Source organism: Nonomuraea glycinis (assembly GCF_014646515.1).
In the GTDB taxonomy this organism is placed as follows: Bacteria; Actinomycetota; Actinomycetes; order Streptosporangiales; family Streptosporangiaceae; genus Nonomuraea; species Nonomuraea glycinis.
In genome coordinates this window covers 138,495-155,698 of sequence record NZ_BMNK01000023.1, presented here as the reverse complement: position 1 = coordinate 155,698, position 17,204 = coordinate 138,495, and the positions used below count along the sequence as shown (strand labels likewise).

Annotated in this window: 19 protein-coding genes; 10 read left to right on the top strand and 9 right to left on the bottom strand. The window is 67.3% G+C overall.

Translation table 11 applies throughout. The features are described 5' to 3' along the window. The first annotated feature begins 1,001 nt into the window (after positions 1 to 1,001). Positions 1,002 to 1,322: a hypothetical protein gene (locus IEY87_RS41890; RefSeq protein ID WP_225278152.1), complete on the top strand. Its 321-nt coding sequence runs from the start codon at positions 1,002 to 1,004 to the stop codon at positions 1,320 to 1,322. A 169-nt stretch (positions 1,323 to 1,491) separates the two neighbouring features. Here the strand turns inward: IEY87_RS41890 and IEY87_RS41885 are convergent, their stop codons facing one another. The 3 genes from IEY87_RS41885 to IEY87_RS41875 all read right to left on the bottom strand — a co-directional run bounded on the left by IEY87_RS41885 (position 1,492) and on the right by IEY87_RS41875 (position 3,925). Further along, on the bottom strand, positions 1,492 to 1,737 hold the full coding sequence (locus tag IEY87_RS41885; RefSeq protein ID WP_189144437.1) for a hypothetical protein: 246 nt from the start codon (positions 1,735 to 1,737) through the stop codon (positions 1,492 to 1,494). Positions 1,738 to 1,883: 146 nt separating this feature from the next. Beyond that, positions 1,884 to 2,252, bottom strand: coding sequence for a hypothetical protein (locus tag IEY87_RS41880; RefSeq protein WP_189144436.1), 369 nt, complete (start codon positions 2,250 to 2,252; stop codon positions 1,884 to 1,886). Between the two features lie 1,262 nt (positions 2,253 to 3,514). Then, a complete protein-coding gene (locus IEY87_RS41875; RefSeq protein WP_189144435.1) occupies positions 3,515 to 3,925 on the bottom strand; it encodes a winged helix-turn-helix transcriptional regulator in 411 nt (136 codons plus the stop codon). A gap of 98 nt (positions 3,926 to 4,023) precedes the next feature. Between IEY87_RS41875 and IEY87_RS41870 the strand changes: the two genes are divergently transcribed. From IEY87_RS41870 to IEY87_RS41840, 7 genes are all read left to right on the top strand, one after another. Then, positions 4,024 to 4,881: an alpha/beta hydrolase gene (locus tag IEY87_RS41870; RefSeq protein WP_189144434.1), complete on the top strand. Its 858-nt coding sequence runs from the start codon at positions 4,024 to 4,026 to the stop codon at positions 4,879 to 4,881. Between the two features lie 107 nt (positions 4,882 to 4,988). Further along, positions 4,989 to 5,285 carry a hypothetical protein gene (locus IEY87_RS41865; RefSeq protein ID WP_189144433.1) on the top strand — a complete coding sequence of 99 codons (297 nt, stop codon included), beginning with the start codon at positions 4,989 to 4,991 and terminating at the stop codon, positions 5,283 to 5,285. Between the two features lie 131 nt (positions 5,286 to 5,416). Beyond that, positions 5,417 to 5,944, top strand: a complete 528-nt coding sequence (locus tag IEY87_RS41860) for a DinB family protein (RefSeq protein WP_189144432.1) — start codon at positions 5,417 to 5,419, stop codon at positions 5,942 to 5,944. Between the two features lie 95 nt (positions 5,945 to 6,039). After that, positions 6,040 to 6,603 (top strand): dihydrofolate reductase family protein, encoded by a 564-nt coding sequence (locus IEY87_RS41855; protein ID WP_189144431.1) that lies wholly within the window; start codon positions 6,040 to 6,042, stop codon positions 6,601 to 6,603. 222 nt (positions 6,604 to 6,825) lie between these two features. Then, complete coding sequence (locus tag IEY87_RS41850) at positions 6,826 to 7,146, top strand: GYD domain-containing protein (protein WP_189144430.1); 321 nt, start codon at positions 6,826 to 6,828, stop codon at positions 7,144 to 7,146. A gap of 169 nt (positions 7,147 to 7,315) precedes the next feature. Then, positions 7,316 to 8,002 (top strand): hypothetical protein, encoded by a 687-nt coding sequence (locus tag IEY87_RS41845; RefSeq protein WP_189144429.1) that lies wholly within the window; start codon positions 7,316 to 7,318, stop codon positions 8,000 to 8,002. A gap of 1,198 nt (positions 8,003 to 9,200) precedes the next feature. Further along, positions 9,201 to 9,764: a dihydrofolate reductase family protein gene (locus IEY87_RS41840; protein ID WP_189144428.1), complete on the top strand. Its 564-nt coding sequence runs from the start codon at positions 9,201 to 9,203 to the stop codon at positions 9,762 to 9,764. Positions 9,765 to 10,439: 675 nt separating this feature from the next. On the opposite strand, the gene IEY87_RS41835 is transcribed toward IEY87_RS41840, so the two are convergent. The 5 genes from IEY87_RS41835 to IEY87_RS41815 all read right to left on the bottom strand — a co-directional run bounded on the left by IEY87_RS41835 (position 10,440) and on the right by IEY87_RS41815 (position 14,839). Beyond that, the gene (locus IEY87_RS41835) at positions 10,440 to 10,931 is read right to left on the bottom strand and encodes a hypothetical protein (RefSeq protein ID WP_189144427.1); all 492 of its coding nucleotides are present in this window, start codon (positions 10,929 to 10,931) and stop codon (positions 10,440 to 10,442) included. Positions 10,932 to 11,053: 122 nt separating this feature from the next. Next, complete coding sequence (locus IEY87_RS41830; protein ID WP_189144426.1) at positions 11,054 to 12,184, bottom strand: alpha/beta hydrolase family protein; 1,131 nt, start codon at positions 12,182 to 12,184, stop codon at positions 11,054 to 11,056. Between the two features lie 60 nt (positions 12,185 to 12,244). Beyond that, entirely contained in the window at positions 12,245 to 12,925 is a 681-nt protein-coding gene (locus tag IEY87_RS41825) for a response regulator (RefSeq protein WP_225278153.1), read from the bottom strand. An 8-nt stretch (positions 12,926 to 12,933) separates the two neighbouring features. After that, a complete protein-coding gene (locus tag IEY87_RS41820; protein WP_189144425.1) occupies positions 12,934 to 14,085 on the bottom strand; it encodes a sensor histidine kinase in 1,152 nt (383 codons plus the stop codon). A 244-nt stretch (positions 14,086 to 14,329) separates the two neighbouring features. Continuing rightward, positions 14,330 to 14,839: a sensor domain-containing protein gene (locus IEY87_RS41815; protein WP_189144424.1), complete on the bottom strand. Its 510-nt coding sequence runs from the start codon at positions 14,837 to 14,839 to the stop codon at positions 14,330 to 14,332. Between the two features lie 123 nt (positions 14,840 to 14,962). Between IEY87_RS41815 and IEY87_RS41810 the strand changes: the two genes are divergently transcribed. Continuing rightward, positions 14,963 to 15,280: a hypothetical protein gene (locus IEY87_RS41810; RefSeq protein ID WP_189144423.1), complete on the top strand. Its 318-nt coding sequence runs from the start codon at positions 14,963 to 14,965 to the stop codon at positions 15,278 to 15,280. Positions 15,281 to 15,364: 84 nt separating this feature from the next. Here IEY87_RS41810 and IEY87_RS41805 read toward each other — a convergent pair whose 3' ends face one another. Next, positions 15,365 to 16,288: a GntR family transcriptional regulator gene (locus IEY87_RS41805; RefSeq protein ID WP_189144422.1), complete on the bottom strand. Its 924-nt coding sequence runs from the start codon at positions 16,286 to 16,288 to the stop codon at positions 15,365 to 15,367. 91 nt (positions 16,289 to 16,379) lie between these two features. Between IEY87_RS41805 and IEY87_RS41800 the strand changes: the two genes are divergently transcribed. After that, positions 16,380 to 17,198: an ABC transporter substrate-binding protein gene (locus IEY87_RS41800; RefSeq protein WP_225278154.1), complete on the top strand. Its 819-nt coding sequence runs from the start codon at positions 16,380 to 16,382 to the stop codon at positions 17,196 to 17,198. Positions 17,199 to 17,204: the final 6 nt, after the last annotated feature.

The following is a 17,204-nucleotide window of genomic DNA, read 5'->3' as shown; positions in this document are numbered from 1 at the left end:
TCCCAAGCAGCCGCATAGGCTACGCCCATAAGACGGCTGTCCGGAATCACCGTGGCACCTCACCGAGGCCCGGGGAGATATGGGACTTCAGCGACGTCGAGGAGATGCGCCGCCGTTACCCACGCCTGTCGGCGTTGCTCGATGAGGCTGACGTACGCTCCTGAGCGTACGCAGACCTTGAACTCGTCAACCCTCATAAAGGGGACGAGGATCCTCACCTGACCGTCCCTCAAACGGTTGTACCCAAAGGAGCGCCTCCGGTGGGGGAGCTCTGGCTCCGGGATGATCGCCGCCTGGGGGGAGGGCCCTAGGTGGCTGAGGTGGAAGCCCGCGCATGCGGCCTGGGGGCCGGTCCCGGCCGGCGGCGGCCCGGGCCGTACACCGCACCGCACCCCGCCGTTAACCCGAACGAACCCGCCGACCCGAGCGCCACGCCGCCGCTACGCCGTTCCCCTGGGCGGTCCTTCTGGCCATCCCGGCGACGCCGCTCCAGATGCCTCATTGGCTCTGCTCCGGCGGTCATGCCTCAGGGCCAAGCGCACCGCGAAGTAGATAACAAAGAACAAGACCACAGCGGGCACCAGAATGGTCGCGAGCAAGTACAGCAAGTTGAACGAGTAGGACATGAATCCCCTTCCGGTCACTGCCGTCAGCCTGCCCCAGCGGCTCTCACGCTGTCCATCCGCTTTGTGTCCCACGACAACATAACCTCATCGCCTCCGGCGGGATCTCGGGGCTCCAGGATGATCAGGTCCGGGGGAGGAGCGTGCGGGACCGCACAGACCAAGATCCGGGATATGCGCGGGACGATCTTCGAGGTCGGCCCCGAAGCGAAGGCCGTACGCGCAGCTCAGAGGACGTTGCCCGCCTGAATCATTGATCCGCCGTAAATCGTCGGCTCAGCCTGCGCAAGTTCGAACCTTGCACCTGCCACACCAACGAAGAGAGGCTCGTCACCAGCGGTAACGCGGTGACGGCCTGTCTTGTTGTGTGGTGTCCGGGTGACCACGGCGTTCTACGGCTGCTTATCGTCGGCGCCGAGGCGGGCTACTCGCCCACCCGGCACCTGGACGCCTTTGAATACCTGCAATCGCCTGATGAGCGGCATCTCGATGACTCGCGAACTCGCCCTGCTCGCCGACGCCTTCGGCTACGGCCTGCCCGACTTCTGCGGATTCGCCATCAACGCGAGGAAGTCCGCCCTCATCCCCTTCGACGAACGCCTTGCCATCATCGGCAACGTCATCAAGTCCTGGTACGCCGACCAGCTGAAAGCCCGACGTCAGCGGCTCAGGTGTACTGGTTGTCTCGGATCGGGCTGATGTCGTAAACCCACTGGCCTGGTCGGAAGTTGGCGGCCACCTGCAGGTAGACCTTCGATATGGACTTGGAGCCGGTGCGGGTGATGTTTCCGAAGTTGGTGCCGTGATCGCCGCAGCCGTTGCGGTCCCACTTCCAGGCGCTGTGCCCTTCAGTTCCGTCGGTGTGTTTTCACCAAACCCGGGCTCGCACCGGGAGGTTGTCGCCGGGACAGAGGTCGCGCACCGTGAAGTTCCGAAACAGGACCTTTGTCCGGCTGACGAAGTCGACGGTCGCCCGGACGGACCCGCCACCGTGGCCGCGCACGGGGTTCACGCGGGCGGAGGAGACTCCGTCTTTCGCCTGCGCCGGGCTTGCCACCGGCAGCCCGCTCGACGCTGCGGTTGCCATCACGGCGCCCAGGATGCGTGTCTTCAACAGTCCTCCAGCAAGAGATGCCTCGGTTGGTTCGGCTGGCCTTGGGGCGCGCGCTTCAGCGCTTCGGCGTGGCGGCGGGGGAGATGTGCGAGGTGGCGGATCGCGGCGAGAGCGGCGATCGATGGTGCGGGGGTCCTGCCTAAGGGTCAGGTCTCGAAGGTGAACGTCCCGCGCAGGACGGTGTCTCGCCCGCTCCAGTAGCTCTCGTAATCGGCCTGGTAGGTGACGTCTTCGAAGGCGGTGAGCACCGCGCAGGTGGCGCCGGGGTGCCGGATGTTGTCGTCTCTGATGACGATGGGCTTTCCGATCACGCCCGGGCGGGTCAGGGTGACCTCTACCCAGGCTGTTCCTGTGGTGTCATCCGCCCGGACGCACAGCTCGTTGGCGGGGTCGGCGTAACGGACGATCCCGTCTCCGACGTCCCGTTGAAAACTCGCCGCCAAGGCCGGTTGCGCGAGAATGACGCTCGCCACTGCGACAGCGACGCCGACGGTGACCGTTTTGAGCACGTTCATTGTTCCTTCTCTCGGACGGAGATCAGCCCTCCGGAGCGCCTGATGCCAGCGGGGTGGAACACAGCCTCCAACAAGGCTCCGCCATGCTCGAATCCCTGCTGACACGAGCGATTCCCGGGCTGAGGTTCACCGGAGTGATCGTTACACGCGTCGGCAGCAGCGTGGAATACGACGGGAATACGCCTGATCACCGGCATCGAGAGATGACTTCGGGCGGAACCCCTTTGCCGGGGCGCCGTAGCGTCGCCATGACAGGTCGGCAAGCCGTGCAAGAGGAATCTCCGCAGGTCAAGCTCTACTAGATGGCTCGGCCCTCCGCCGCTCCCCCGGCCTTCCACCCGCCCGCCGTCCGGGCGTGCGGTCTGGGGGCCGGTCCCGGATGGTGGCGGGACACCGGGCCGGCCACCGTGCTCCGACCTCGCCGTACCGACTGCATACTCCGGCCGGGGTCGCCGCGCCGTCTGGGCGCGCCAGCCATGTTCCGTCTCTATGCGCTCCGATCCTCACGCTGACTACGTTGTTGCCACCACGTCCAATTCGAATCGGGCGACGTAGGCGGCATGGGCGAGGTTCGGCGGAGGTAATACAGGTCGACGGGCAGGACCAAGGCATACAGATGCGGTCTGGCCCACGGTGGTAAGCCGATGAGCGCGCGTTGCAGTCGCCGGCGGGGCGCATCACCGGTGCACTCACGGCACTCGCACTTGAAGAAGACGCGGTCAGCGGTCCCCGTCAGGGCCGCCTCTTGCCAAGCCGTCAGGGCCGCCGCCACCGCGCCTGGCCACATGCGGGTGTGTTCGAGGGTGATCACCGCGGCCATGGGACGATGGCCAAGCCCGGGCACGTGATGGCTCACAGCTCTGTGGGTCCCACAGGCCGATCCCCGTGTACGGACCTTCGAAGGGCGTCTACGCGGCATGGCCCTTTCTGATCGTTGGCATAACCACGATGATCGCATACGAGGCCGTGAAGCTCTTAGCGCCGAGGAAACCCATGCCTCCGGCGGAGGCGCTCCAACTCCAGGATGATGGCCAGGCGTCACGCCGGTCATTCTGTGAACCGTCGGCTCAGCCTACGCAAGTTCGAACCTTGCACCTGGGGTACGCAGCCAGATGCCATCGAGAGCGACCGTATGTTGGTGGCCCACCCATGTGCGTGCAATGATCTTGACGGCGTTTCCGCTGGTCGGGGAGTCGATTTGCTTGGGTTGCGCGCTTGACCGAGGTCAGATCGGTGCGCGACTGAGCGCGGAACCGGTCTGCCTATCCCTCGTCGGCCTCCTGGTCGGCGGCTTCGTTGGCGCGGTCGATCTCGGCCATGTGCTCCTCCGCCCAGGTCCGCAGCCCCGCGAGCGCCGCTTCCAGGGACAGCCCGAGTCCGGTGAGTCGGTAGAAGACCCGCGGCGGCACGGTCGGTTCGACCCGGCGCGACACCAGCCCGTCGCGGATCAGGCTTCGCAGCGTTACGGACAGCATCTTCTGCGAGACGCCGGGCATCCGGCGTCTCAGCTCCGCGAAGCGCACCTCGTCCGGTGCGGCATCGGCGAGCGTCTTGACGGCCATGGACGTCCACTTCGTACCGAGGCGGTCCAGCAACTGCCGCGTCGGGCACTGGGGGTCGAACAGATCGCCGCGTGCTCCGCGACCGGCGGCCCGGGCTCCTCGGGTGGTCACCTGTGGCTCACCACCTTCCCTGAAAGTGCCGTCTAGGCAGCGGTCGGCCAGTTACCTATCGTTTTGTGGTCACCAATCGTAACCTCAGGGGAGTCGTCATGCCCGTCACCACCGCACACCAACTGCGCCGCATCGCGACGAACGGCGTCCAACTCAACGTCGCAATCGCCGGGGACGGACCTGCGGTTCTCCTGCTGCACGGCTTCCCGCACACCTGGCAACTCTGGAGCGGCATCATGGACCGATTGGCCGGGCAGTACCGGGTCATCGCCCCGGACCTGCGAGGCTTCGGTGCCAGTGAACGTGCCGTCGGGGGTTACGACGCGGGCACCCTCGCCGCCGACGCCGAAGGGCTGCTCGACGCACTCGGCGAGCCCTCGGCAGCGGTGGTCGGCATCGACGCGGGCACCGCCCCCGCCGTCCTGCTCGCGCTGCGCCGACCCGGCCTCGTCCGGCGCCTGGTCGTGATGGAGGCCCTGCTCGGCCGCCTGCCCGGAGCAGAACACGTCGTCGCGGGCGGCGCCCCGCGGTGGTTCGGCTTCCACGCCGTCCCCGGCCTCGCCGAGACCGTCCTGGCCGGCAACGAGGCCTCGTACATCGACTGGTTCCTCGACTCGGGGACGCTCGGGCGAGGAGTACCCGACGACATCCGTGCGGCTTTCGTCCACGCGTACACCGGCAGCGAGGCCCTGCGCTGCGCGTTCTCCTATTACCGAGCCCTGCCCACCAGCGCGCAGCAGATCCAGGACGCCGTCGCGACGGCTCGGTTGACCATGCCCACCATGGCCGTCGGCTCTCACCCCGTCGGCACCGGGCTCGAACGCCAAGTCCGTCCCATCGCCGATGACCTGGTCGGACACCATCTCCAGGACTGCGGCCACATCATCCCCCTCGACCGCCCCGACACACTGTTCGCGCTCCTTGCTCCCTTCCTCTCCGCCGATCTGCCGAAGTGACTGGAGCGGGGCCCAAAGATCACGGTCGGCGGTGAGGGCATTCGTCCCAGCGGTGAGGAGATGCTTGCCGGCAAGTCCTGACTGACGATCCGTCCTACAGTGCAGGCATGGCCCGGAGCGAAAATGAGGCGGTTTGGGGCGAAGAGGAGTATGTCGCGCACTTGAGGGACGAGCGCCGACGCTTTGCGTGGGTGATGCAGCGCTACGGAGGCCTCACTTCGGCCGAAGCCGAGGAAGCCGCCCTTGAGCGGTATCCGTACGAGGCGAGTGGCACGCCCTTGCGTGGGCTGATTTTCCATGACGAGGCGTGGCATTGGGCGATGCTGAGGATCCACAACAATCGCTACCCTGTGGACCACCCTGAGCTGGCTCACCCGTCGGCCGAGTACGACGTCCTCGACTGAACCTCTGAACGCCGTCCCACCGCGATCGCCATGATGCATGACCGGGTTCCATCGTGCTGCCGCCTGGTCGGCGGCGGGCGAGATGTGCGCGTACCCGCAAAATCGGTTGCACAGGTCGTGATGATGGTGACATGACGTGGACAGCACCCGACGTGGAGCGGGAACCTCGGAGGGACATGGCCTGTGGCGAACGCGAGATGCTTGATGACTGGTTGAAGCTTCGCCGGGTGTTCCTGCTGCGCAAATGCGCCGGCCTCACCGCCGAGCAGCTGCAGACCGCCTCCGTGGAGCCGTCCAACCTGACGCTGCTCGGCCTCCTGCGGCACATGACGGAAGTCGAGCGCTTCTGGTTCCGGGAGAAGTTCCTGCACGAGGACCTGCCCGAGCTGCACATCACCGAGGAGTACGAAGACGGCGATTTCGACCTGGTGGCCGACGCCGACGCCGAGGCGGACTACGCCGCCTTCCTCGCGGAGACGGCTGCGTGCGACGCCGCGGTTGCGGGCATCGACCTCGACGAGCTGGCCGACGACCCCGGGGCTCCGACCGGCAAGGTCAGCCTCCGCTGGGTCTACATCCACCTCCTGGAGGAGTACGCCCAGCACACCGGGCACGCCGACCTGATCCGGGAGCGCATCGATGGGGCCACGGGAGCGTAGCGGCCCGCGCGCCCTGGTCGGTGTGGCCTGACCGATGATTTTTCCGCGCCGTGCTGGTCTGTACGCCGAGTACCGACTTACAGGAGGCTGACGCCATGCGGAAACTGACCTTCGCCATGAACCTGAGCCTGGACGGTTACATCGCGGCACCCGGCGACGACCTTGGCTGGAGCGTGCCGAGTGACGATATGTTCCAGTGGTGGTCCGACCGGGTGGGCGCGACCGGCCTGGCGTTGTACGGGCGCAGACTGTGGGAGACGATGAGCTCCGACTGGCCGACCGCCGACCAGAAGCCTGGCGCCACACCGGCGGAGATCGAGTACGCCCGCCGCTGGCGGGACATGCCGAAGGTGGTGTTCTCCTCGACGACCGGCACGGTCGACTGGAACGCCCGTCTGGTCACCGGCGACGCGGTCACCGAGATCACCCGGCTCAAGGCCGAGGACGGTGGACCCATGGACATCGGCGGCGCCACACTTGCCGCGGCGGCCGCACGGGCCGGGCTGATCGACGAGTACGTGCTGGTCACCGCACCGGTCTTGCTGGGCAGCGGCACGCCGTTCTTCACGGCCCTGGACAACTGGGTGAACCTGACCCTGATGGAGACCCGGACGTTCCCCGGCGGCGTACTCCTGACCAGGTACGAGACCAGGCGCTGAGTACCCAACCCCGGATAGGCCCGCGCTTCGGGCCACCCAAGGAAAAGGCGCACGGTACAGCCGAGGGAGCTTCCGGGACCCTTCGTGTGGCAGATGGTCATGCGACAGGGTGAAACCAGTACCGCGGGTGGGATTACCGTCACCTTAAGTCGAGAACTTCGACCTCGTGACCACAATGGCCGCCCCAGCGCAGGGTGGCGGCACGAGAAGAGGGACTCGACCATGCCCAAGTACCTGATTCAGGCGACCTACACCGCAGATGGCCTCAAAGGAGTGGTGCAAGATGGCGGCACCGGACGTCGGCAAGCGGTCGAGCGCGTAACGGAAAGCGTCGGCGGCCGGGTCGAGCAGATGTATTTCGCGTTCGGCGAGACGGACACGTATGTGATCGTCGATCTGCCGAGCAATGCGGCTTCGGCCGCTTTGGGTCTCACAATATCGGCGTCCGGGGCCGTACGCACGAAGACGACTGTCCTGCTGACGCCAGAGGAGATCGACGATGCCGTGCAGATGGAGGTGGCATACCGGGCTCCTGGCGCGTGACAGTCGGGTGATGACGAATGCCTGGACTGCGCCTGGCCATGACCACGGCCAGGCGTCACAAAGGGCGCCTCAGCCAGGCGTGCGCCGCTTCCCCTCTCTACGAGCATCTCCCGGCCGGGCAGGCAGAACAAGACTGTTTCTTTGGTCTGTACGCTGCCAGCCTGTAACGGTGAACGCTACAGATAGTGAGGTCTGGGATCCGTTCGGCACTTTGCGCAGCGCCCTGTGGATCGGGGGTGGCCAATGGGCCGGCAAATCCACCGTCGCCAGGCTGCTGGCCATCCGGTACGGGCTGACCGCGTACCACTACGACTATCACGACGCGCGTGCGCACCATGACCGGCGGATCGCACGCCGGGTGAGACGTGGCGAGCCCACCGCGGACCCCGACCCGGACGGCGTCTGGGTGAACACCAGCCCTCAAGAGATGGCCGAGGAGACCCTGGCCGGTTTCCCCACGCGGTTCGAGTGGGCTCTGGACGACCTGCGCGGCCTGGTATCGGGGCGGCCCATCGTCGCCGAAGGCTGGGGACTGCGTCCCGAACTGGTCGCCCCCATCATCGACTCACCCCGGCGAATGATCGTGATGGTGCCGAGTGAGGAATTCCGTGAGCGTCAGCTCCGCGAACTGCCCCGGGCCGCCGCCGTCACTCCCGCGGTCAGCGACCCTGATCGAGCACAGCGCAACCGACTCGCCCGAGACCGCCTCGTCGCCGACGAGGCCGCCCGCTCGGCTGGTCGCCTGGGCATCCGGGTCCTTGAGGTTGACGGGCTCGACGATGCGGAGGCCGTGGCGGACATCGTGGCCGACCACTTCAGCTCCTACCTGCCGCTGCCAAACGTCTGCGGGCCTTGACCGCGCGGCTGATCGCTGCGCTCGTGCTGAGCTCCAGGAAGCCACCGATGACCCGTCTCAGAGCTTCAGTTCGCATCCGCAGGCTCTATGTTCGCGTCCCGAGCGTTCCTCCAGCGGCTCGACGTGCAATATACGCGCAATGATTTTGAAGCTGTTTCCGCAGATGGGACCAGGCATTTCGCGCGTCGTGTGTCCTGGAAACGCGAACCGGTCCCGGAGATCACCCGGGGCCGTTCTCGCGCGCGCTCGGGCCGCGAACGCTTTTCGTCACCGCGTCTTGGCAGAATCCTCTCATGGCTAACCTGGACAGGGTCTCGGCGCAGATCCTGATGTGCGCTGTCGCGGTCTCCCTATTGACGGCCTGCGGAGCGGAAGTACGGCCGGACGCGGGCTCATCCGTCACCAAGTCCAGTTCGTCATCGCTCAGTCCCAGCCGCGCTACCCCCTATGACGAATCGACACGCGTCGGCGGCGACGCGGCACCGCATCACGCCGAGAACAATGCGTGGAAGTATCCCCCGGACTTAACGCCTTCCCGACAGCGAATCGCCGACGCCGCCGCTGAGCGGATACGGCCAGCGCTGCATAAGCTGCGGACCGCTCAGAATTTCGATCCAGACTCAGTAAGGTCCGCCCTTGAGGCACTGGGCTTCTCAGCGGATTCGATAGGAGCCCGCGCATTCGACATACCGGCATGGTGGACGCAATCCACGCCACCACCTGGAGTAGTCTTCGGCCTTAGAGTACAAGACGGAGTGTGCCTCACTGGAGATGTACGCCCCGAGCGAGTGCTGATCGAATCAAGCGGCCCCAATGTGGAAACGGGCTGCATGCCTCTGCCGGCAACGCATTAGCTGTGTGTGAACAGCTGGAACATACTCCGTGAGGTCGACGAGCCGGAACCAGCCGGATTCAAGCAGCCGGAGGAACGCAGCCTCCGCCTTTGCGCCACCAAGCTTGCCGATCATGTAGCAGCTCTCACCGGCGACGAAGCTGGGGACGAACAGCGGAAAGTCCTAGTGACACGACTTCGCCGATAACCTCGTCACGACCTGCGCTCACGCTGCGACGGCGCTCGTCCGCGCGCCCTGTCCCACCTGCTCCGGTACTTCGGCATAAATCGGTGTGGCCTGACCGATGATTCTTCCGCGCCGTGCTGGTCTGTACGCCGAGTACCGACTTACAGGAGGCTGACGCCATGCGGAAACTGACCTTCGCCATGAACCTGAGCCTGGACGGTTACATCGCCGCGCCCGGCGAGGACCTTGGCTGGAGCGTGCCGAGTGACGATATGTTCCAGTGGTGGTCCGACCGGGTGGGCGCGACGGGCTTGGCGTTGTACGGGCGCAAACTGTGGGAGACGATGAGCTCCGACTGGCCGACCGCCGACCAGAAGCCTGGCGCCACACCGGCGGAGATCGAGTACGCCCGTCGCTGGCGGGACATGCCGAAGGTGGTGTTCTCCTCGACGATCGGCACGGTCGACTGGAACGCCCGTCTGGTCACCGGCGACGCGGTCACCGAGATCACCCGGCTCAAGGCCGAGGACGGTGGACCCATGGACATCGGCGGCGCCACACTTGCCGCAGCGGCCGCACGGGCCGGGCTGATCGACGAGTACGTGCTGGTCACCGCACCGGTCTTGCTAGGCAGCGGCACGCCGTTCTTCACGGCCCTGGACAACTGGGTGAACCTGACCCTGATGGAGACCCGGACGTTCCCCGGCGGCGTACTCCTGACCAGGTACGAGACCAGGCGCTGAGTACCCAACCCCGGATCGGCCCGTGCTTCGGGCCACCCAAGAAAGGGGCGCACGGTACAGCCGAGAAGTACAGCAGCCGACGGGATCGTCAGCGAACTCCGGCGAAGGCCGACGATCCCCCAACCGTGAGCCATTCGACTGATCGCTCGATTGCCGAGGTCTGAGGGGCGCGGGGCCGTAGGTCCGAACCCGGCCAGTGCGAGCGAGTCATGGAACGGCGAAGGGCCCCGGCTGGTGTCCGGAGCTGAGACGCCCGCGTTGAGCCAGAGGGAGACGGCCGCGTGCCGGAGATCGTACGGGCGCTTGGCGAGCGGCGAGGCGACCTGGGCGGAGTGAAAGCCAGAAGGCGCCATACTTACGTGTGCTTTCATCGATCTCATAGAGGTCCTCGAGCGGCACGTGGTCAGGGCCATCGGGCATAGCGGTAACTCTGCCTATAGTTCGACGTCAGATGGTGGAGTAGGCCCGCAGGGCGGCCTTACAGCCTTGCGTCACTTCAATCCAGCTTGCTGGCGGGGGAGGGCGGCCTGTGGATCAAGGAGAGCTCACTCTAGTCTTCGATAGAAGAACTATTTTCGGTAATTCTGGCAGTGTTTTCTCGTACGAGTCAGTCGTAAGTACGGATGGTCATCCTGTGATCATGTCCTAGCTGTCGAAGTCGTTCGCTGTCGTTTTTCACCCGAGGCGCCTCCGCGCTGCGGTTGCGATCTTTTCGGCCTGGCGTCGAATCTCGTCGTCGGTCGGAGGTGTGGCTCGTACGGTCTCCCAATCGTCGATCAAGACCATGAACTCTGTGATTTCGGGCGGATAGTCGCACTTCGACATGAGCTCTGTGATCAAGAGGTCCGCCCCAGCCGAGATGGGCAGCGTGCCTTCTTGGATGGCCTGCGCGACGTCGAGCGCAACAGCCCACGGCTCCTGATGCGTGTTGATCGGAGGCATTCCGCATTCGGACAGCATCTGACGTACCAGAGGCTCGATCTCTGAGAGAGGGCCTATGGAGAGGGCGTAGCCGGCCAGATCAAGTGTGGTGGGTGTGTCGACTCCGGCTTCGATCAACTCGCAAGCCAGCCACCCTGCTTCGGTGACGGAGCCGACGAGCCATCCACGAAGGAGGTCTCCGCGGATCTCGGTGAGACGTTCGTGCAGCTCTGCAGGCAATGTCACGCGGTCAGTCTTAGCTGTTCCGAACTCTGCGATGTGCTCCAGCCTCTTCCGAAGCGAGCGAGACGGCATCGTCCTCTCGACCGCCTACACCGGGCTCTGGCCGGACGCGCGGCTTATGGCCTTCACTCCTGCCCAGGTCGGCCGTGCAATATGCGGGTGAGGAAGGTGGCCAGCGTGCGGTCGTAGCGCTCGCGGTCGGTGCTCCAGATCTCGGAATGGCCGGCGCCGGGGAACTCCTCGTACTGGATCGGCCAGTTCATCGCGCTCGACGCCTTGGCCAGCTCACGCGCCGTCTGCACCGGGTGCTCCTTATCGGCGTCGCCCATGAGCAGCAGTGTGGGCGGCTTCACCCGCGGCGGGTGGCCGAGCAGGTCGATCGTGGCGATGTCGAAGCCGCCGCGCCAGTTGATGACCTGCTCCATGATCGGCACCATGAACGACGGTATGCGCATCTGGGCAGCGGCGAACTCGCCGGTACGCCGGCTGCTGATCTCCGGGTTCTCCAGCACGGCGGCCGAGACCACGTCCGCCAGGGAAGAGTGGGTGAGCAGCTGGCCGACGATCGCGCCGCCCATCGAGCTGCCGTAGAGCACGATGAGCCTGGCGCCCATGGACTGCGCCTTGCGTATCGCGGCCTCCAGGTCACGCCACTCCGACTCGCCCTGGTGCAGGAGTCCGTCCGGGGACGCGGGCGCGCCGAGGTCGTTGCGGTAGGTGATGTCGAGCACCGGCAGGCCGGCCCGGTGCATGGTGGCGATGGCGTGCAGGCTGGAGTTGCGGTGGGCGTTGCTGCCGTGCACGGTTATCGCCCAGGTGTCGCGGCGCGCGGGCACGTACCATGCGGGCGCGTCGCCCAACTCGGTCGGCACCATGATCTCGGTGAAGTCGAGGCCGAGCGCCGTCTTCGGGTCGCCGCTGTAGGTCATGTACATCGACGCGCGGATCCCGGTCGGCGGGGTCTGACCGCTGACGCGTACGCGCTCCACCCGGCCGGCCGGCCTCTTGACGATGTCGCCGACCAAGGCGGAGCCGCTGCTCCAGTTGAGCGACCACGTGCCAGGGCGGGTGGTGGCGGCGGACGCGGTGACGGTGATGGTCCTGTCCGTCACGCCCAGGACGACCTCGGGGTAGGTGATCGTTTCCGGGTGCTTCGGCACCAGGGCGATGTCGCTGACATACCAGGCACCCGCTCCCATCCCTCCGACCAGCAGGACCGCCAGCGCGGAGGCGGCTACGAGCAACTTTCGCTTCATGTCCTCATGCTGGTCGTACGGCACGGGCCGGCGGATCACTCGTAGGAGTGGGATCTCGCCTCACTCTTGAGAGCGGGGCGTGACCAGCCCCGACTCGTACGCGAGCACCACCACCTGCACCCGGTCGCGCAGGCCCAACTTGGCCAGCACGCTGCTGACGTGCGTCTTCACGGTGTGCTCCGTGACGAACAGCTCGGCGGCGATCTCCGCGTTGGACAGGCCTCGCGCGACCTGGCGCAGCGTCTCGAGTTCCCTGGCGGTGAGCGCGGCCAGCCTGCCGTCGTCGGCCCGGCGTGCGGCGGGGCGTGAGCGGCCCACCACGTCGCCGATCAGCCGCCTGGTCACCGTCGGAGCGAGCAGCGACTCTCCCGCTGAGACGACCCTGACCGCCTCTACCAGCTCGGCCCGCCGCATGTCCTTGAGCAGGAAGCCGCTCGCGCCCGCGCGCAGCGCGTCGTAGACGTGCTTGTCGAGGTCGAAGGTGGTCAGGACCAGCACCTTCGCGGTGGTGTCACGGCAGATTTCGGCAGTCGCCGCGATGCCGTCGACCCTCGGCATCCGTACGTCCATCAGCACCACGTGCGGCTGGAGCTCGCGGGCCGCGCTGATCGCCTCGGCGCCGTCGGCTGCCTCGCCCACTACCTGGAGGTCGGGTTGCTCCGCCAGCATCATGGCCAGGCCATCGCGGACGAGGGCGTGATCGTCGGCTATGAGCACCCGGATGGTGTTTTGCGTCGGCACGCCTCAGTCTATGGGGCCCGCGAGTCCGTGGGAGGGCCAGCTTCTGTGAGAGGGCCAGCGTCTGTGGGACCGCCACCGAGCGGCAGGCTGGCGGCAACGTGGAAGCCCGTCCCGTCTGAGCCGGTGACGAGCCGGCCGCCGGCCACCGCCACGCGCTCGCGCATGCCGATCAGCCCATGCCCGCCCTGCCCGGGCGCTGCGCTCACACCGCGCCCGTCGTCGTGGACCTCCAGGTCGAGGGCATCGTCGCGCCACGTGATGCGGACTCGCACCCGGGTCGCTCCGGCGTGCTTGATCGTGTTCGACAGTGCCTCCTGCACCATCCTGTACACCGTGACGGCGAGGTCGGCGCGGCAGGGGCGGGGCTCGCCGCGCTCCTCGAAGGTGGCGTCGAGCCCAGCCTGCCGTACCCCCTCGACCAGGGAGGGGACGGACTCGATGCCGGGCTTCGGGTGGCGCTCGGCCTCCTCCGACCTGAGCGCGAGGAGCACCCTGCGGAGCTGGGACAGGCCGTCCCTGGTGGTCGTCGATATCGTGTCGAAGATCCGCTCGGCCTTGGCCGGGTCGGTACGCAGCGCCACGGGCCCGCCCTCCGCCTGCAGGATCACCAGGCTCATCGCATGGGCGACGATGTCGTGCATCTCCCGTGCGATCCGCTCCCGTTCGCGTACGGCGGCGACCTCCCGCTCCTCGGCGAGCCGCCGCGCGCGCTCTTCGAGGACGGCGATGCGGTCCCTGCGCGCCCGCGCGCTGCTGCCCAGGGCGTAGGCGACGACGAACGCCGCCGCCGTGGACCCGTAGCTGAGCGGCTGGTGATGCTGCAGCACCGCCGCGGAGGCGAACCCCGCGATGGTGCAGAGCACTCCGATCAGCATCCGCGTGGGCGGGGACAGTGAGGCGAGGCCGTAGGTCGCGATCAGCGACGCAGCGGGGATCCCGCCCATCGAGTCGGTGAGGAAGAGGGCGCCGGTGCCGATCCCGGTCATGGTGCTCACGAGCAGGGGGAACCGTCGCCGCCACAGGAGCGGCAGGGTGTTCACCGCGGCCAGGGCGGCAACCCACCCATCCAGGCGATGGTTCAGCACGGCCATGATCATGATGCTCAGGAAGCACCCGATCGCGAGCACCGCGTCGACCACCGTGGGAGGTACACGACGCATCCGGCCAGTATCGCCGACACCCGGTGGCCGTGGCTTCACTCCTGAGAGCGAGACCGGCCGGGCGCCAGATGGAGCGGTGTGGGGCGGAGGGCTCGTATGCCTTTCCGAGGGCGGGCTCGCTGCTGCGGCTCCACCTTCGAGCGTCAAGGTGTACGCGCTGCGTACGCGGTGGGAAGGTCACGTATGCGTCGTAGGTCTTCCGCTCTTGCCGGGCCGAGGCCCACGCCTTCTGCCGGCGGCCTGCTCAGCGGGCTCCCACGAGGTCCACGCAGTCTGCGATGTCGCAGATCTTGGCCGTCATGGCCCTGGAGTCCCTGAGGAGTGGCTTGACGCTCGTCTTGGTCGGCGGGCGGAGGTAGACGTACACCGCGTTTGCGGTGCGCGTGATGATCGCTTCGTCGTCCTCGACCCCGCCGTCCCGCGTGGTGAAGGTCCGCCGGCTCTCCTCACCCGCGCTCGCTTCGGTCAGCGTCTGGGCGAACCCCTTGCGGTGGCCGCAGCGCTTCCATGCTGCCTTGAACTCCCGCAGGGCACGCTGGGCCATGGCGGGTGTGGAGTACAGGATGACCTGCTCCTTCAGCCCCGTGGTCTCCTGCCGGCTGAGCTCGACCGTCCTGGCCGCCACCCGGCCCGTCCTGCCTACTTTCAGGTCGCCGATGGTCTTGTGCTCGTAGAGCAGGAAGCCTCGGGGGATCTCGCCGCGTATGGCGAGGGCGGGGGTGGCGGTGGCGGTGAGCGCCAGTAGTGAGGCCACTTGATCGGTACCGGTGGGACGACTAGCCTGATCGCCGTTCTGCCGGAAGGTGAGGTCGAGGCGGCTCGCGTCACGCGCGGGAAGAACCCGACCAGGCCGCAATGAAGTCTGGACCGACTGACGATGAGCGCGGAAGAGGATTTCCAGCAGGTCGGCGCCGAGCTGGCCGATCTGGGTGTACGGGTCTCCAGGATGATGGGGCGTCCCGCGCTCAAGGATCAGGCGGGGAAGGTGTTCGCGAGCCTGCAGCGCGACGGCGCGATGGTGTTCCGGCTGGTCAGGGACACCCCCGAACACACGGCCGCGCTCCAGCTGGCCGGGGCGTCCCTGTTCGACCCCTCGGGGCAGGGCAGGGAGGTGAAGGACTGGGTGGTCGTGCCCCACTCCTCGGCCGGGAAGTGGACGGATCTGGCCGAGGCCGCCCTCAGCCGCCCACGCTGATCGATGGTGCCGCAACGGGCTGGTGGCTCCGAATGATGTCTCGTAACGCGATGGTGGGGATTGTAAGGGTGCCCGGATGTCTTCTCAGCGCTTACCGGATAGCTTCGTGACCTCGCCGGACCTGGAGGTGTCGTAGCCGCCCAACGAGGAGATCCTGTCCCGCAGGGCCCGGGTGCGGAGTGCGGCGATGAGGTGAGCGGCCGGGTCGAGGGCGTTCCTGGTCAGTGCGATGTCGAAGTCCTCCCACGTCAGGGGGATGAACTCCAGGTCCAGGTCGGTAGCTGCGGCGCGGACGCCGAGGCCGGTGTCGACGGTGCCGGTGGCGACGGCCAGGGCGACCTCGAGGTGGGTGCCGACCTGCGGTCCCCGGAGGCTGTCGGGGTCGTGACCGGCGTCCAGGAGCAGCCGGTCCAGCAGGATTCGGGTCCCGGTGCCCGGGCGCCGCGTGCAGACCCGTCGCTTCGCGAGGTCGGCGATGCCGGTGATGTGGCAGGGGTTGCCCGGTAGCACGATCAGCCCTTGCTCGCGTCGCCAGAGGTGGATCAGGTGCGGTTCCAGGCCGCGCAGCATGCCGAGCGCGAAAGGCGCGTTGTAGACGCCGGTGTGGTGCAGCAGGTGGATCGCGGCGCCGTCGGCGTGGCCCTGGCGCACCGCGCCGAGGCCGGCGACGCTGCCTTCGCGCGTGACGATGCTCAGCTTTCCGTGCAGTGCGTCGGCGAGGAGGTCGAGGGCGGGGTCGTCGCTGCCGGCAAGGGTGAGGACGGAATCCTCGTGCAGGAACCGCCGGGCGGCGAGCGCGGCGCCGGCGGCTACGCGTGCCCGGCGGCGGTCGGCCAGTTCGAGCACTCCGGCGTCGGCCAGTCGGCGCTGCGCCCGGCTGACGGTGGAGGCGGTGGTGTGCCACTGCTGGGCGAGGTCGCGTACCCCCGGAAGTTCGTCGCCAGGCTGGAGCGTCCCCGCGCCTATCCGTTGAGCGAGGTCCGTGCAGATTTCCCGGTAGCGGGTCACGTTTGCACAATCTACCCTTGCACTGTCCTGAAGTAGCACAGATAGGGTCAGAGCTATGGGTAGAAGGCTTCGGGTCGTTCTCGCGTGCGTTGTGACACTTCTGCTGGCCGGGTGCGGGACCACCCCTTCCGCCGGCGGGTCGGCGGACAAGTCGCTGATCCTGGCCACCACGACCAGCACCCAGGACAGCGGGCTGCTCGACGAGCTGCTGCCGGTGTTCACCCGCGACAGCGGCTGGCAGGTCAAGACCGTGGCGGTCGGCAGCGGGCAGGCCATCGAGATGGGCCGGCGCGGGGAGGCCGACGTCTTGCTGGTGCACTCCCCGGCGGCGGAGGAGAAGTTCGTGGCCGAGGGCAGCGCCGGCCCGCGCCGGCTGGTGATGCACAACGACTTCGTGCTGCTCGGCCCGAAGGCCGACCCGGCAGAGATCCGGGGTACGGGCAGCACAGAGGCGATGAAGAAGATCGCAGCCGCGGAGGCGGTGTTCGTCTCCCGGGGCGACGAGTCGGGCACGCACACCAAGGAGCAGGGCCTGTGGTCCAAGGCCGGGGCGACCCCCGGCGGATCCTGGTACCAGTCCACCGGCCAGGGCATGGGCGCGACGCTGCGGGTCGCCAGTGAGAAGGCCGGCTACACCCTGTCGGACCGGGCCACCTACCTCACCCAGCGCGACACCCTGGCGCTGGAGGTGCTCAGCGAGGGCGACGCGGGCCTGCTGAACGTCTACCACGTCATCGAGATCACCAAGAAGGCAGGAGATCGGGTACGGCCCGACGGCGGTAAGGCGTTCGCCGACTGGGTCGTCGCCCCGCCCGCCCAGCGGCTCATCGGTGAGTTCGGGCGGGCGAAGTTCGGCCAGCCGCTGTTCACCCCGGACGCCGGCGCGGACGAGTCGAAGCTGGGCCAGTGAGGTCAC